Source organism: Acetobacter aceti NBRC 14818, from assembly GCF_000193495.2.
Lineage (GTDB): Bacteria > Pseudomonadota > Alphaproteobacteria > Acetobacterales > Acetobacteraceae > Acetobacter > Acetobacter aceti.
In genome coordinates this window covers 831,830-847,636 of sequence record NZ_AP023410.1, presented here as the reverse complement: position 1 = coordinate 847,636, position 15,807 = coordinate 831,830, and the positions used below count along the sequence as shown (strand labels likewise).

Here is a 15,807-nt window from a genome sequence, read left to right as displayed (position 1 = left end):
CGCTCACTTCAATAAATTAACAGATCCTGCTCCTAAATGACGAGCAAACTGCAGGATATATGTCATATTATTACTAATAAGAAATGATTTTTCTTGTAAAAATATGTATATTAAATGCACATTAATGCTTTATTGACGTTTGTTACTTTTTGATGCTTTTGTTTTTCCGAGCGCTCGAGAAATTTGAATTGGAGAGAAAAATGCGTGAACTGAACGTCAGTGAAATGACTGAAGTTTCAGGTGGATGCTATCTGCTGCTGGGTAGCTTCGCTCTGGGTGTTCTGACAGGTCATGAGAGCTGGGGTAACAATTGGGGCGGTAACAGCTGCGGTTATGCCCCTCCTCCGCCTCCGCCGCCATCAAACAACTGTGGCTGTGGCACGCCTTCATTCCCAATCGCCAATGGTGGCTGGTTCGGTGGCTCGTTCAATGATGTTCTGAACAGCATCATTCACAACTCCTGATATCGGCCTTCTGGTCAGGGTTCTGAAGATGGGTCTGTTTTCAGAGAATGAGTGATGATCAGAAGCTAAAGAGTTGCCCGGCCTGTCCGGGCAACTTTTCTGTCGGCTTCGTTTTCGAATTAAAGTGATTATTTCAATACCAGATCAGGCGTAAGTATCAAGGCCATCATCACTGGAAGCAGTTGAACTGCGTGGCGTTCCTTCGGTCGTCTGGGAGACAATATTTCCACTTGAATCGGTAACCGTGACAGTGATTGTTCCATCGCTGTTGGTGGTCTCGGTTGTGGTGTCAGCAGAAGATGTAGACGACGTCGAAGAAGTCGAAGAGCTTGAGCTTGCGTCAGACGAAGATGACGTATTGAAAAGGCTTGCGATTGAAGAGCCGCCGATGGAAGAGATTGAAGAGGACATGGATTGGACTCCCTGTGTGGAAACTCTCTCATCTTCAGCCAAAACCAATTAACGCAAAGTAAAATCCTCTGTAACGAAGGGAAACCCTGAGAGAATTAGAGTAACTTCTTTCCATGTTGAAAATATACTTGAGATTGTTTGGTTTTATTATCTGTGCATAGTTAAAGAGAAGATTTTTTAATGTGGTGCGTGGCCTGTATGGATTAAAAAAATCTATTCAATTGAATCGTTATAGTATTGGATATGCATCCACTCGGAGCGGTTTTGGGGACAGTAAATTACCTCTAAAATATCCCAAAATATGAAGAAATGATGAAGATCCAGCCTGCATATCGTGCAAGATAAAATCTCCCGGACTGAATCCGGGAGATTTCCTGTCTTGCGCAGCAGATCGTGGAAACAACTTTTCCTTACGCAATCAAAAGCTGTTTCTGCACAAGCGCGATCAACGCTGGCACAACAGATGTATCCGCCAGCGACGACAGATCGCCCAGACTATCCGTCTCGTTGGAAGCAATCTTGCGCAGCAGGCGGCGGACAATCTTTCCTGAGCGCGTCTTGGGAAGTTCGGAAACAAGGTAAACCTTTTCCGGTGCGGCATAGCGGCCCACTCGCTCACAGATTACCTTGCTCAGATGCGCTTCGGAGGGCAGCGTCTTGGTGTTACGCGCCACAACAAACACCACAATACCCTGACCTTTCAGATCATGATTGATGCCGACAGCCGCCGCCTCGGCAACAGAATGATCAGTCGCGACAGCATCCTCAATCTCAGCCGTGCCGATACGGTGACCTGACACGTTGATCACATCGTCCATTCGACCCGTAATCATGAGGTTGCCATCAGCATCCCGGCGCGCGCCGTCACCTGAAAAATACCGACCTTTGCTGAAGGTAAAATAGGTTTCCCGAAACCGCTTGTGGTCGCCCCAGATGGACCGCGTCTGACCGGGCCAGGACTCATCGAAGCACAGACAACCTTCCGCTTCCCTGTTCTCGATGATTTCGCCTTTCTCATTGGTGAGAGAAGGAAAAATCCCCGGAATGCCAGTCGTCGCCCAGCCGGGTTTCAGCTTCTGCGCTCCAGCGATGGCGCTCAGCATCGGCCCAGCGGTTTCCGTCTGCCACCACATATCGATGACCGGACATTTCTTCTGCCCGATTACTTCATAATACCATAGCCACGCATCCGGGCTGATCGGTTCACCCGCCGAAGCCAGCCGGCGAAGAGACGCAAGGGAATACTGGCGCGGCAGGTCGTCGCCATCCCGCATCAGCGCACGGATGGCGGTAGGGGCAGTGAAGAAACTCGACACATTGAAACGGTCGATAATGTCCCACCAACGCCCAGCCTGTGGCCATCCCATCAGTCCTTCAAACAGCAGGGTCGTTGAGCCGTTGGCCAGCGGTCCATACACCACGAACGTATGCCCCGTGATCCACGCCACATCGGCCGTGCACCAGTGCGTCGTGCCCCGTTCCGCCGGGAAAGTGACGTCCACAGTATAGGCCGCCCAGACGAGGTAACCGCCCGTTGTATGCACAATTGCTTTCGGTTTTCCCGTGCTGCCGGACGTGTAAAGCAGGAAGAACACATCTTCCGCATTCATGATCTCGGGTTCGCAGACATCGGACTGTCCGGCCACCAGTTCTGCGTAATCGTGGTCCCGTCCCGCCGTCATGGGAGCGCTGGTGTCACTGACATTCACGACGATAACGTTCTTCACACTGCCGATGGAGCCAGTATGCCTCAATGCGGCGTCAATGACCGCCTTGTGCGGAATGGTTTTTGCACCCCGTTTGGCCGCATCGCAGGTAATGACAGCCACCGCTCCACTGTCGATCAGACGCTCGCCAATCCCTTCCGGCGAGAACCCGCCGAACAGCACGACATGCACAGCGCCGATGCGGGCGCAGGCCAGCATGCAGGCCACTACCTCGACGGTCATGGGCAGATGAATCGCCACGCGATCACCGCGCTTCACGCCCAGACTTTTCAGGGCATTGGCGACGCGGCAGACTTCGGCGTGCAGTTCGCGGAAGGTAAGCTGACGCGACACGCCCGGATCGTTGCCCTGCCAGATCAGGGCGGTCTGGTCTCCACGCTCCTTCAGATGACGGTCCAGGCAGTTGACCGAGACATTGAGCTTGCCGTCCTCATACCAGCGGATGGATACTTCATCTTCAAATGTCGAACGGTTTCCGACAGAGGGGAAACGCTCCCACTCAAGACGTTTTGCCTGTTCCAGCCAGAATGTTTCAGGATCAGCCTGCACCTGCTCACGCATCGCCCTGATCTGCAACGCCTTGGCCGGATCAACGCTTTCAATATCCCAAATGGCGAGATCGGTCTGGGGTGTGGACACCTGTTCTTCTCCTGAATGGAAACGGGCGATGTTAAATCGCCCGGGTGTGACCTTGGATTTGAGTGTGATCTGCTCAGGTAAAAACTCAGGCCGCTATGGTCGGCAGCACGGTTTCCACAATACTGCGGTCCAGCGCTTCATATTCATGATAACGCAGCGTCCTGTACAATTCCTCCCGCGTCTGCATCCGGGGAAGCATGGCCTCCGTGCTGCCGTCACGAGCGATGGTGGCGTACAGATCGGCCTGCGCCTTGTTGGCGGCACGTAGCGAACTGACCGGCCAGATGATCATGCTGTAGCCCATCTCCTCGAACTCCTTCGCCGTGTAGAACGGCGTGCGTCCGAACTCGGTCATGTTGGCCAGCAGCTTCACACCCGGCATCCGTCGTGCGAACTCGCGGAACATCTCGGCGTTGGTCAGCGCTTCCGGAAAGATCGCGTCCGCACCGGCTTCGATGTATTTCTTCGCACGAGCAACAGCGCCATCAATACCTTCGCTGGCAGCCGCATCCGTCCGGGCCACAATGACCAGATCACGGCGCGCCCGACGGGCGGCGCTGACCTTCATGGCCATCTCATCCGCGCTGGCGAGCTTCTTGTCGTTCAGATGCCCGCACTTCTTCGGGAGAAGCTGGTCCTCCAGATGCAGTGCACCCGCACCGGACTCCTCGAACGCCCGAACCATGTTCATCACGTTGAGGGTTTCGCCATATCCCGTGTCACCATCGACAAGAAGCGGCAGGGCCGAGGAACGGACGATCTGACGGATGAAGAACTCCACCTGATCGATGGTGATGATCCCCAGATCCGGCAGCCCCATGCTGGCTGTCATGGCAGCACCCGAAAGATAGAGCGCCTGAAAGCCGGCATCCTTCGCCTGAAGCGCGGCCTGACCGTTATGAGCGCCCGGCAGTTGAAGGATGCCGGGAGCATCGAGGAGTTTGCGAAACCGGCTGCCTGCTGATTCCGAAGGGGCTTCCGCGCCGACCAGATAGGTCATGCTGCTTTCTCCTGCACGCTACGGTTATGGATATGAACGAAAGCCCGGTCTTCCGGTCCGACATATTCGGCGGAGGGGCGGATGATCTTGCCGTTCTCGCGCTGCTCGATCACATGCGCGCTCCATCCGGCGGAACGGGCGATGACGAAGATGGGCGTGAACATCGCGGTCGGGATGCGCATCATGTTGTAGGAAACGGCACTGAACCAATCGAGGTTGGGGAACATCTTCTTGGTGTCCGCCATGACCGATTCAATGCGCTCCGCCACATTGTAGAGGCGCATCGAGCCGTTCTTGCGCGACAGCGCGTAGGCCGTTCGCTTGATAATCTCGTTGCGTGGATCAGCGATTGTATAAACCGGATGTCCGAAGCCGATGACCACCTCACGGTTGTCCACACGCCTGCGGATATCGGCTTCGGCTTCGTCCGGCGTCTGGTAACGCTGCTGGATTTCGAGCGCCACTTCGTTCGCGCCGCCATGTTTCGGACCACGCAGAGCGCCGATACCGCCGCACAGCGCGGAATACATGTCGGAACCCGTGCCTGCGATCACGCGACAGGTGAAAGTTGACGCATTGAACTCATGTTCTGCGTAAAGAATGAGCGATACGTGCATGGCCTTCACCCATTCCGCTGACGGCTCCTTGCCGTGCAGGAGATGGAGGAAATGACCACCCACCGTGTCGTCGTCCGTCTCGACCTCAATCCGACGCCCGTTGGTAGCGTAGTGATACCAGTAGAGCAGGATCGACCCAAGAGACGCGACGCAACGGTCCGCAATTTCTCGCGCCCCGACAGGGTTCTGGTCCCGTCGCTCCGGCAGCACGCATCCCAGCGCGGACAGGCCGGTACGCATGACATCCATCGGATGTGTGGCGGCCGGAACCTGCTCCAGAACCCGTTTCACCTGCTCGGGCAGGCCACGCATCGAGCGCAGGTTTTCCTTGTATTCGGCCAATTCGGAAGGATCGGGGAGATGCCCGTGAATGAGCAGGTGAGCGACCTCCTCATATTCACAGTTCTCGGCCAGATCCTTGATGTCATAGCCACGGTAATGCAGATCGTTGCCGCTGTGGCCGACCGTGCACAGGGCGGTTGTCCCAGCCGTGACGCCTGACAGGGCAACCGACTTTTTCGGACGTTTTTCGTGAGAGGTTTGCGTCATGGTCTGCGTCTCCTCTTTCTTGTTCTGTCGTCTGCTGCGGACGGCTTCATGAGTCTGAAGCCGTCTTCCTGTGTCGCTGCGTGTTACTGGCCGAAACCGAAAATGCCGACTTTCGGATTCTTCCTGAGTTCACCGGCTGGAAGCGTGATTTCCAGCTCGCAAAGCTCTTTCGCCGAGAGTTCGGGAAGGCGCTGGGCGACTTGAAGGAACCGGTCAGCTTCCTGCGGGGTGATGATGCCGTCAGTCAGCGTACGGAACTTTTTGATGTAGTCCGGACGCGTCCACGGTGTGGCCCCGAGCGGATGGGCATTGGCGACCGCCAGTTCGTCGGAGATAACGGACCCATCATTCATCGTGATGGTGATACGACCACCGAAAGCCTTCACGTTCGGATCGATGGAGTGATAACGCTCCGTCCATTCCGGACGCTCGATCGTGTGAATCTTCTGCCACAGACGCACAGTATCGGCACGGTTGGCGCGCTCCGGTGAGTAGGAATGGACGTGGTGCCACGAGCCATCCTGAAGCGCGACCGCAACGATATACATGATCGAATGATCGAGCGTTTCACGCGATGCTTTCGGATCGAACTTCTGCGGGTCGTTCGAGCCGGTGCCGATCACATAGTGCGTGTGATGGCTGGTCTCGATCAGAACATCCTTCACATCGTCCCAGTTTTTCACCTGCTTGCCCAGCTTGAAGGCAAGGTCGATGAGGGCCTGACTCTGATATTCGGCGGAGTGTTCTTTCGTGTAGCTGTCGAGGATCGCCCGTTTGGCTTCACCATGCTCGGGGAGACGCACGATGTAGTGCGCGTCCTTGCCGTCCAGCATCCACGCGATCACACCGTCCTCGCCCTCATAGATCGGGCTTGGCGACGTTTCGCCCAGCATGGCGCGATCAACGGATTCAACCGCCATCTTGCCCGCATGGGACGGCGCGTATGCTTTCCAAGAGGAAATCTCGCCCTTGCGGCTCTGGCGCGTGGCGGTGGTCACGTGCAGCGCATGCTGGATCGACTGATAAATCGTCTCTGTCGGCAGACCGAGCAGTGTGCCGATACCAGCTGCCACGGACGGACCAAGATGCGCCACATGGTCGATCTTGTGCTTGTGCAGGCAGATGCCGCGCACAAGGTCGATCTGGATTTCGTAGCCCGTGGCGATGCCGCGGATCAGATCCTTGCCGGAACGCTGGCACTGCTGAGCCACAGCGAGGATACCGGGGATGTTGTCGCCGGGATGCGAATACTCGGCGGCAAGGAACGTGTCGTGGAAGTCGAGCTCGCGGACGGCTGTCCCATTGGCCCACGCAGCCCACTCGGCGTGGACTCGAACGTCCGGTCCACAGCCGAAAACGGTCGCGCCACCCGGACGCTGATGCGCCAGCGCCTCAGCCCGTGCGCTCATAACGGAGTGGCGATTAACCGACGCGATGGCAACCGACGCGTTATCAATCACGCGATTGATGATCATCTCAGTGACAGGGGCTTCGATTTCCACCGGGTCGGCCGCCACTTCGGCAATATGCCATGCGAGTTGCTGTTCGCGGGGCAGGCGATCTTTCTCGGGGTGAACCTTGATGTCGTAGGTTTGCATGTCAGCCTCATTCACGAAAACTGAGGTGAGTATGGCTTAAGCGCGAATTTCAGCTATGGTGAACGAAGCGAATTGAAGCGATAAAAAGAAGCTGTTTTTGCAAAGGATGCGAAGGTGACGAAACGTGTCAGCAAGGTCTTCGCGGGATCACGTATTCGGGAGTTGCGTGGCAGGATAAGAAAAACACAGCAGGATCTGGCGAAGGATCTTGGCCTGTCTCCAAGCTATCTGAATCAGATTGAAAATGATCAGCGGCCCATTCCATCCCCACTGATGTTAAAACTTTGCAACCTGTTCGATGTGTCACCCGCCTATTTTGGCGACAGTGACGAAATCCGGCAGATTCAGGCCCTGCGAGAAATTCTTGGCGATCCACTGTTCAAGTCTGCTTCCCTTCGCCCGGCGGAACTTCAGGCAGCCGTCAGATCAGCGCCCGCACTGGCTGACCGGTTTGTGACGCTTTATCGGGCCTACCGGACCATTGTTCGGGAACGGAGTGATACGGAAATTCCGCATCAGGCTTTGTCTCTTTCGGGAAACGGCCTTTCCGCCCCTCACATTGACACATCCGGTTCGCCGGTGATGGCGGAGCCGATGACAACAGTCTCGCCCTACGAGGCCGTGGGGGACTGGGTGCAGCGTGAGCGGAACTACTTTGATGAAATCGATCGTGCAGCCGAAGAGCTTTACGAAACACTTGATTTTTCGGAAGGTCTTCTGGCCGCCAATCTCGAACGCTATCTGCGCGACCATCATGGCGTCAAAACCCTGACCGACAGCACTCTGGACAGCCGGTCGGTCATCTGGCGTTTCGACAAGCGGGGACGGCGTCTGCTCATGGCGGATGGCGTGCCGTCGGAAAGCAGCGTGTTCTGTATGGCGCAGGTGGTGGGACGTCTTGGTTACGGACGTCTGCTGGATCGGGCTGTGAAACGGTCCGGCCTGACCTCTTCCGATGCCCGTGACCTGGCCCATGTCGGTATGAGCAATTACTTCGCTGGCGCGCTACTGCTGCCCTACACACGTTTTCGGCAGTCTGCCCGCACGAAATCGCATGATCTTGACCAGTTGCAACGTCAGTTCGGGGTCAGTTTCGAGCAGGTCTGTCATCGTCTCTCGACCCTGCAACGGCCGGGACAGGAAGGGCTGCCTTTTTACTTTATCAAGACGGATATCGCTGGAAATATTCTTAAAAGTTACAGCGCCACACGATTCAGCCTTCCTCGTTTTGGCGGCCTCTGTTCACTGTGGAACGTCTTCCGCGCCTTTGCGACACCCGGAGAACTGCAGGTGCAGGTCTCACAGACGACAGACGATGCCGTATTTCTGAATGTCGCGCGTACAGTCGGTCATGCCGGCGTATCCTACTTCGATCGTCCAAGACGGGTGGCGATCGTGCTGGGATGTTCAGTCGCTCATGCTGCCGAGCTGGTTTATGCTGCCGGTCTCGATCTCACGGATGAACGCACGATCATTCCGATCGGTCCGGGATGTCGGGCCTGCATCCGCACGGATTGTCGCCATCGCGCCATCCCTGCGGCAGGTTTTCAGATAGATGCGGGTGGAGAGGAGAGGGGGGTCGTGCCCTATCACATGCTGGCGCAGAGTGGCGAGTGACAGACGGGCTAGTCCCCGCAGAGGTTAGCGTCCTTTTGACTGAGGCTGACGACGCTTTCTGATCAAGATACGCACGGCTCCCCGGTTGGCTTCATGCGTGTGCGTGACGGCCAGAATCATGCGGCCCAGATCATCCCGGCCAAGCCAGAAAGGCAGTTCACGTCGCAGGACCCCTCCTTCAGGCCCGGAGCCAAGTCCGGTCACGATCTCAACACACCGGATGCCCTGGCTGTAGGCTGCAAAGAGAAACTCATGCAGGCGCATGAAAGCGGCCTGAGCCGTCATGCCGTGCAGATCGAGTTTACGTTCAACCGGTGTGTGTCCTTTTGAGAGCCGTTTCCAGCTTCCGGTATCCAGCCCAGCCTGTCGGGCACCGATCTGTGCCGGTGTATTGGCTGATTTTCTCTTCGCAGCCTTTCCGCGCAGATGATTTGCAACAGCGATTTCCCCTGCCGTCATGAAGGCAGCGGAACGGATGTGCGTCTGTCGGATTGCGACAAGATCTGGTTGTACAGATGCGCCACGCATGGGTTGATCAGGTTGCAGCCCACCTTCCGCATTACGCCGGGCGGGTAACGCCCTGTCTGGCGCAGGCGGACGTGGTTCCGAGGGAAGCCCGGAGGAGCGTCCACCGAAGGTAAGCGGCTTCACGCCACGGACGAAGGACGTCCATAGCGCCTGCTCTTCCTCGCTTACACTCCGTTTCCGGCGCACCGGTTTCTCCTTTGATGACGCAGGCATACCACTTGGCGCAAGCATCACCTGCCAGCGCGACAACTGCAAGCTGTAAGCAGTGTAAACCCGCGCTTGACTGGTTATATTATAGCCGATCTTTCGATAATTTCCGCGCATGCAGTAAAAATATCATCGCAGTCAGGCAGACAGCCCCTTATGCTGACCCACACAATGTGCGATGCCTCGGGTATCAAACGGAGCAACGAAAGGGCTGCCCCATGAGTGAAGACGAAATCAATCTTGATGACGAAGTCGTTGTCGGCTTTCTGATCCAGCGCGAGGCCGAGAACGGAGATCTCTCCTTCTGGAACCCTGAGACAAAGTGGACCGACGATCCCAACGAAGCCATGCTGTACGAAGATGAGGACGTGGCGGAAGACACGGCCGACAAGCTTCAGGCTGAAGACGAGAGCGTCGAAATCACCGTCGCCGTTGTCATCGAAGATGACGAGGAAGACGATGAGGATGAAGACGAGGCCTGAGGCTTCGATCTTTTACCGGGCAGGACTGGTTTTGCTGGTCCTGCTTTTCGACGTTGGCTGGACCACGATAATACCTCTAAACGGTCAGGTTTCCTGTCGATAAAAAATCTGCTCAGACATGTTTCAGGCTGATCTTTTGCCGAAATTTGCGGATGCCTAGACAGCATGCTGGCGTCTAAACAGGGCATCGGACTTGCACGGTATAGGTTTGTCTCGCTCCCTTTAAATGGAGGTCTCGCGACGGAGCATGGGAGCAGTGAATGATCTGCGATATCTTGCAAACATCCATTTCTAAAGCATCAAAGACGATTCTCTTGCCGGACGCACTCCCGCAGACAATCTTTTGTTTGTCGACTCTATCAGGCGTAATGCAATGTATGATGACGAACTGGAATCAATCTTTCTTGCATTGGTTTAGCTTGTTTTCACAATCCTTGGATTGAATCGAGCGATTTGTTCAGAACAATGAAATCGATCAAAACCGTCGGACGTAGGGTCGAAAAGACAAGTCGTAGAAGAGACGAGTTATGATAACAGATCACACTGGGTAGTCTGGTGTGAGTATGTCCAAAGTCTATGGATTGAGAATGATAAAAGTGGCATCGTGATAACAACTAGGCCGATGCATTCCCAGTAGTTTGCATTGAGAGTTTTGGCGAAATACACTTCAACAGACGATAATATGGATGTAAAAAAAGTCACAACATAGAATTTAAAAAAGCTTTTCTTGGACATTCTGTCGTTAAATGTCCAAGTTGTGTTTACAATGTATGAAAACAAGCCCGAAGAAAGAACAGACAGGCAGCTGGAAATTTCCTGGTCTACATGCAGTTTATATAAATAGAATGATGAAATAACATAGAGTAAAGTCGACAGTACTCCACAGACAAAAAATTTGAAAAATCTATAAGAAATGAATTTTTGCATAATATCGATTTAATATATGTGCAGGCAGATATTGGAACTGAACGGTCCAAGATTTATCCCGGTATAAAATATACGATAATTTAAACCTGCTGGGATCAAGGATTCCAGATAAGAGCGGGAAATCAGAATCAAATGATCATCATCTGCCCATTGAGATTTGTTCACCGCATTACATACAAATTTAAATGTATGTGGGAACCAATGAAGAAAAGGAATGGAGGTGTGATGTTCTATTGGAAAAAACTTGTTGGGAACTGTCAGGAAAACCTGCTTCCCTACGCGTGCAGCTTCCTGAATGAAGTATCTCTGATTTGCTGGAGATCCGACATGCTCAAGCACGGCGTTTGATAGCACAACGTCGAAGGATTTATCTTCAAATGGCAGGCGGGCATTGGGAATGATCTGAACATAGGTCATGGAAGAAAATTCCTCACGGAACTCTTTTCCATCGCCCAAGCCTACAGCTGTAATGTTTTCTGGGTAAGGATACTTCCTTTCCAGTACGTTAGCGGCATCTCCGAGTACGTCGGACACTCCAAAATCAAGTATTTTACTTGACGCTGATGGAGAGCATTTGGAAACAAAATCACTATAGATCTTGTCTCGGGCATATACCGTAAGCTTTTCACCAATTGATTTCTTTGGTATTACTTGGTAATATTTTTTGTCGACTTGCATTTTAATTCCAGTTCTGTGCTGTGAGGTATAATTACGGTCACCAGCCGGACCAGAGTGTCAGGCTTGATCTCGATGTAATTGTAGTGTTTCAGCCTCTGGGAAACAGGTTTTTGTTATTCTGGCTCTGATCGTGATTCCTAGATTGTCGGTGTAATATTCCGTTCCACATGAAAAAGCTCAACTTCTTGCCAGTTTTTATTAAAGCATTCATTGGACGGCTCAAAGCTGGGATATGGCATTACAAAACAGGCTTAACACAATGAAGCCTCCTGGCCAAAATCCTTTGGCAGGGTAGGACAAGGTGCCATCCTCCCACCTTCTCTGAACTGATGACTGGTTTAAGAGCATTTTATATGGGTTCGTCAAGCAGTCCTCAGGGCAGGCTGTCCGAACAGGGTCTGTCGTGCAATGAGCTACCGGTTACAGGCATAATGTTGATTCAGTAGGGAATAGATACCTGTTTTCTGAGCTGATATCGACCTGATATCTGGTGGGCTGCTACGCTCGTCACAAGAGCGATAATACAGCGATCGAACGCTTTGCTTTTAGGGAATATTACCAACTATGCATTTGGTTTCTTTTTATTTCGATATTTTAAGTGTTACAGCGAAAAGGCACGAATCAAATAGATGGATTACATGAGTTTTTGGAAATATGGATTAAAGGTAAGCCTTAAGCCTTTTCTGATTTATGCAGAACAAGCTGATTTTTCAATCGTATTGCGAGCGTAGCAAGATTATAGCCTGAAATCGTGCCTTATGCGCTTTGCCGCGCCACAATAGCTTGAAATGCTTACGTTGCTGCACATTAGGCATAGAGAATGCCCTGTTCACGCCAGTTGCATGCGTGTGGGGCTGCCTGACGAGCATCACCAATCGGATATCAGTCCGATTTATGATAAATTTCAATATGCGTGCTAACAGCGTGCCAGACTTAACTGCAAAGAACGATAATCCAAAGCATAAGTCTCAGAAAACCATTGGTTTTCTGCCGGAGCAGATGGTGGGCGCAACAGGGATTGAACCTGTGACCCCTACCATGTCAAGGTAGTGCTCTACCGCTGAGCTATGCGCCCATCTGTCCGGTAAGCGGGCTTTTAAAAGAGCTCTGCGAAGAAGGCAAGCCCATGTGGAAAAAATAGTGTAACCTGTCAGAACGACCTCAATAATCCCTTGTTCTGAGTGCTTATGCTGGACCAATCAGGCGCTGTTTTCAGCGATTCTTTCAACGCCAGAGAAGAAGATACGTCTGTCGGTTTCCGTGCGAATCCGCCCGTAACTGTTGTGCGCCCATCCGGCGAATCTATACCGCTCATCATCTCGTCACCCCATTCAGGCCGCGATTATTCTTCCAGCTTTCTTGCCCAGGTCAGATTGCCGCTTGAAGTGCTGCGCAGTGGGGAAGACTTTCACGTCGATACTCTGGTCGCTTCTGCGCCAGATCATGGGGCAACCCTGCTTTCTGCTACGTTTCCCAGGGTCTTCTGCGATGTGAACAGAGCCTCACTCGATCTCGATCCGGCCATGATCGCCGGAGCAGAGGGAGAAGCGCTCAGCCCCTCCGCCCGCGGACGTGCGGGCCTTGGAAGTATCCCGGTGGTGGTTTCCGGAGGAAGGCAGCTCTATGCCGGGAAACTCTCCATGGCGGAAACAACGGCTCGCTTACGACGTTACTGGCATCCATACCACGCTGAACTTCGTAAACTAATCGCGGAAGTGAAAGAGAAGCACGGGTTCTGTGTTCTGCTCGACATGCACTCCATGCCGGCGGGAGTGGATGGCTCGAAAGCCGACTGTGTGATTGGCGACTGTTTCGGCGCCTCAAGCGAGCTGCATTATGTGCAGGCGCTGGCCCGTAATCTGTTGACCCAGAATATGAAAGTCGCCCGTAATCATCCGTTCGCCGGTGGATTCATCACCAGCCATTACGGTCGTCCGGCTGAAGGCGTCAGCGCCATACAGCTTGAAATGAATCGTGCTCTTTATGTGAGCCGGAGGGCCAATGGCGGTTCCGGGCTAAATCCCCGCTTTGCCCAGAAAATCGAACAGGTCATCGCAGACATGGCGACTTATGTCGCGCAGTGTGTGAAGGCGCGCTGATCAGAGTGTGCGCACCATGATTCTGAAAGCCGTGGCGAAATGCACATCTGCCGCGTCAGTGGCATCCTGATTAAGACGAATATCGACCGTTGGCTGGGAAGTCATATAAATCTGGCAGCTTCCGTTCTCGACCTGATCCAGATGGCCTGTCACGCAGACAGCATGGTGCGAGGTGAGGGCGTTTCGCAGGATAGGTGTGCCCGCCCCATTGGCGGACACCACAGCCACAAACGCATTGTGATTTAGATCATCGAGACGCACGGCAAAAGCATGCATGGTAACGCCGATGTTCTGTGAAGTATCTGAAAAAGCCTTGCTGATCTGCTGCGCTTCCTGCTCTGAGCCTGTCACTGCGGGATTATAGACGACCGCCACTGAGATTTCGCCCTTCGGCGGTGGCACAACAAAATGCAGGGCTTCGCCAAGGATGGTGACATCCTTGGAATCAAAAGCTTCTGCATATGCTGGCATAGCGGCGAGCAAGCCACAACTCACGCCACATGCAGCCACAAATCTGGCAGTTTTTCTCAAGACGGGTATCAGCTGCACAACCTTCGATCCGACCAACTGGCTGGATAATCAGTCACAGCTATTGAAGAACATTTAAGCAGGTCACGGTGTTGGAGGGAGTATTGTTATTTCGCAACGCTTTTTTCTGTCGCCGCCAGCCATGCCGCAATCTGGGCCTCAGGATCAGGCGCGAGGATGAAGTCGGAAACAGCCGAAACGCAGTCTGCACCGGCGGCAATGCACTCAGGAGCGCGGGCAAGGGTCACACCGCCGATCGCGACAAGAGGCAGATCTCCAATCCTCTGCCGCCACTCGGCCAGCTTTTCCGTGCCCTGCGGACCAAAAGCCATTTTCTTGAGACGCGTCGGCCAGATCGGACCCAGCGCGACATAATCAGGCTTTACTGCCAGCGCCCGATCCAGTTCTTCCACGCAATGCGTGCTGATGCCGAAACTAATGCCTGCATTCCTGATGGCGTCGAGGTCCGCTGTATCGAGATCTTCCTGCCCCAGATGTAGCCAAGGTGCGCCACACAGAATGGCTTCCTGCCAGAAGTCGTTGACGACCAGCGACACGCCATGCTGCTCGGCAAAGCGCAGTCCTTCCTTCAGCTCTTCAACCAGAGCCGCCCCGGTTTTGTCCTTGATGCGAAGCTGGATGAAACGTGCGCCTGCTGCGCCAAGACGATCGACCCAGAACGCGCGGTCCACAACCGGATAGATACGCTGGGGTAGCGGAGAATGGGTCATGCGAGCACAGGCTTTCCAAGGAGAGGAGTGGAGGGGGCCGCCATATCGCGTTCCGCCATGGGATCAGCCTGATAGGCCAGAGCGCCTGCTTCGACCGCAAGACTGAAAGCCCGCGCCATTGCCACCGGATCACCAGCCTTGGCGACGGCTGTGTTGATGAGCACCGCGTCGTAGCCGAGTTCCATGGCCTGAGCGGCGTGAGACGGCACACCGATTCCGGCATCGACAACCAGCGGAACATCCGGGAAATGCGCACGGAGAGCGCGCAGGCCGAACACGTTGTTCAGGCCCTTGCCCGAACCAATGGGCGCGCCCCACGGCATCAGCACCTCGCACCCAGCCGCCAGCAGTTTTTCCGCCACCACGAGATCTTCCGTTGTGTAAGGGAAAACCTTGAAACCTTCAGACGTGAGAATACGCGCCGCTTCCACAAGGCCGAACACATCCGGCTGAAGCGTGTCGGCTTCGCCGATGACTTCTAGCTTCACCCAGTCTGTCTCGAACACCTCGCGGGCCATGTGGGCTGTCGTGACCGCTTCTTTCACCGTGTGACACCCGGCGGTATTGGGCAGCACCGGGACTTCAAGCTCGCGAATGAGGGACCAGAATGCCTGACCGGCTTTCTGACCGGCCGATTCACGGCGCAATGACACCGTGATCACGCCTGCCTGTGCCACCTTTACAGCAGAGGCAAGGATTTCAGGAGAGGGATACTGAGCCGTGCCGAGCATCAGGGGAGAGGAAAGTGTGGTTCCGTAAAACTTCATTGTTTTATCCACCCTGCATGGGAGCGACGATTTCAATCTTCATTCCCTCTGCAATGGCCAGATGAGAGCGACGGGAGGCCGGTACGAAGTCGCCATCCACAGCGGTGGCGATGCGTGCGCCCTTCAGGCCGAGTTCATCGACAAGCGCGGCAAGAGTGGAGGCACTCACCTCGCGGGCTTCGTCGTTGACCAGAATGTTCATGTCAGCCTCCCTGACCAGACGTCGTCACTTGCATGG

General features: G+C 54.2%; 16 protein-coding genes and 1 tRNA gene. 5 read left to right on the top strand and 12 right to left on the bottom strand.

The window, feature by feature from the left end:
• Nucleotides 1-200 precede the first annotated feature (200 nt).
• On the top strand, nt 201-464 hold the full coding sequence (locus EMQ_RS03890; RefSeq protein ID WP_018308430.1) for a hypothetical protein: 264 nt from the start codon (nt 201-203) through the stop codon (nt 462-464).
• 244 nt (nt 465-708) lie between these two features.
• Nucleotides 709-927 (top strand): hypothetical protein, encoded by a 219-nt coding sequence (locus tag EMQ_RS03885; RefSeq protein WP_018308431.1) that lies wholly within the window; start codon nt 709-711, stop codon nt 925-927.
• Nucleotides 928-1,285: 358 nt separating this feature from the next.
• Here EMQ_RS03885 and acs read toward each other — a convergent pair whose 3' ends face one another.
• The 4 genes from acs to EMQ_RS03865 all read right to left on the bottom strand — a co-directional run bounded on the left by acs (nt 1,286) and on the right by EMQ_RS03865 (nt 7,005).
• Nucleotides 1,286-3,241 carry an acetate--CoA ligase gene (gene acs / locus EMQ_RS03880; protein ID WP_010668734.1) on the bottom strand — a complete coding sequence of 652 codons (1,956 nt, stop codon included), beginning with the start codon at nt 3,239-3,241 and terminating at the stop codon, nt 1,286-1,288.
• 85 nt (nt 3,242-3,326) lie between these two features.
• The gene (gene prpB / locus EMQ_RS03875) at nt 3,327-4,241 is read right to left on the bottom strand and encodes a methylisocitrate lyase (protein WP_010668733.1); all 915 of its coding nucleotides are present in this window, start codon (nt 4,239-4,241) and stop codon (nt 3,327-3,329) included.
• Nucleotides 4,238-5,407: a bifunctional 2-methylcitrate synthase/citrate synthase gene (gene prpC / locus EMQ_RS03870; protein ID WP_010668732.1), complete on the bottom strand. Its 1,170-nt coding sequence runs from the start codon at nt 5,405-5,407 to the stop codon at nt 4,238-4,240. Before prpC ends, prpB begins: the two co-directional genes overlap by 4 nt.
• An 83-nt stretch (nt 5,408-5,490) precedes the next feature.
• Nucleotides 5,491-7,005 carry an MmgE/PrpD family protein gene (locus EMQ_RS03865; RefSeq protein WP_010668731.1) on the bottom strand — a complete coding sequence of 505 codons (1,515 nt, stop codon included), beginning with the start codon at nt 7,003-7,005 and terminating at the stop codon, nt 5,491-5,493.
• 114 nt (nt 7,006-7,119) lie between these two features.
• On the opposite strand from EMQ_RS03865, the gene EMQ_RS03860 reads away from it, so the two are divergent.
• The gene (locus EMQ_RS03860) at nt 7,120-8,622 is read left to right on the top strand and encodes a helix-turn-helix domain-containing protein (RefSeq protein WP_018308433.1); all 1,503 of its coding nucleotides are present in this window, start codon (nt 7,120-7,122) and stop codon (nt 8,620-8,622) included.
• Nucleotides 8,623-8,646: 24 nt separating this feature from the next.
• Here EMQ_RS03860 and EMQ_RS03855 read toward each other — a convergent pair whose 3' ends face one another.
• Nucleotides 8,647-9,336 carry a Smr/MutS family protein gene (locus EMQ_RS03855; RefSeq protein ID WP_026200226.1) on the bottom strand — a complete coding sequence of 230 codons (690 nt, stop codon included), beginning with the start codon at nt 9,334-9,336 and terminating at the stop codon, nt 8,647-8,649.
• A 239-nt stretch (nt 9,337-9,575) separates the two neighbouring features.
• On the opposite strand from EMQ_RS03855, the gene EMQ_RS03850 reads away from it, so the two are divergent.
• Nucleotides 9,576-9,839 carry a hypothetical protein gene (locus tag EMQ_RS03850; protein ID WP_010665957.1) on the top strand — a complete coding sequence of 88 codons (264 nt, stop codon included), beginning with the start codon at nt 9,576-9,578 and terminating at the stop codon, nt 9,837-9,839.
• Between the two features lie 525 nt (nt 9,840-10,364).
• On the opposite strand, the gene EMQ_RS17375 is transcribed toward EMQ_RS03850, so the two are convergent.
• The 3 genes from EMQ_RS17375 to EMQ_RS03835 form a co-directional block, all read right to left on the bottom strand.
• Nucleotides 10,365-10,766 (bottom strand): GtrA family protein, encoded by a 402-nt coding sequence (locus EMQ_RS17375; protein WP_081617512.1) that lies wholly within the window; start codon nt 10,764-10,766, stop codon nt 10,365-10,367.
• 9 nt (nt 10,767-10,775) lie between these two features.
• The gene (locus EMQ_RS03840) at nt 10,776-11,444 is read right to left on the bottom strand and encodes a methyltransferase domain-containing protein (protein ID WP_026200227.1); all 669 of its coding nucleotides are present in this window, start codon (nt 11,442-11,444) and stop codon (nt 10,776-10,778) included.
• 1,000 nt (nt 11,445-12,444) lie between these two features.
• A tRNA-Val gene (locus EMQ_RS03835) sits at nt 12,445-12,519 on the bottom strand.
• 112 nt (nt 12,520-12,631) lie between these two features.
• Between EMQ_RS03835 and EMQ_RS03830 the strand changes: the two genes are divergently transcribed.
• On the top strand, nt 12,632-13,543 hold the full coding sequence (locus tag EMQ_RS03830) for an N-formylglutamate amidohydrolase (protein ID WP_018308435.1): 912 nt from the start codon (nt 12,632-12,634) through the stop codon (nt 13,541-13,543).
• Here the strand turns inward: EMQ_RS03830 and EMQ_RS03825 are convergent, their stop codons facing one another.
• The 4 genes from EMQ_RS03825 to thiS all read right to left on the bottom strand — a co-directional run bounded on the left by EMQ_RS03825 (nt 13,544) and on the right by thiS (nt 15,771).
• On the bottom strand, nt 13,544-14,014 hold the full coding sequence (locus EMQ_RS03825) for a hypothetical protein (RefSeq protein ID WP_018308436.1): 471 nt from the start codon (nt 14,012-14,014) through the stop codon (nt 13,544-13,546).
• 164 nt (nt 14,015-14,178) lie between these two features.
• A complete protein-coding gene (locus tag EMQ_RS03820) occupies nt 14,179-14,802 on the bottom strand; it encodes a thiamine phosphate synthase (RefSeq protein WP_010668220.1) in 624 nt (207 codons plus the stop codon).
• Nucleotides 14,799-15,569 carry a thiazole synthase gene (locus EMQ_RS03815; protein WP_010668219.1) on the bottom strand — a complete coding sequence of 257 codons (771 nt, stop codon included), beginning with the start codon at nt 15,567-15,569 and terminating at the stop codon, nt 14,799-14,801. Before EMQ_RS03815 ends, EMQ_RS03820 begins: the two co-directional genes overlap by 4 nt.
• A 4-nt stretch (nt 15,570-15,573) precedes the next feature.
• A complete protein-coding gene (gene thiS / locus EMQ_RS03810) occupies nt 15,574-15,771 on the bottom strand; it encodes a sulfur carrier protein ThiS (protein WP_010668218.1) in 198 nt (65 codons plus the stop codon).
• Between the last annotated feature and the right edge of the window lie 36 nt (nt 15,772-15,807).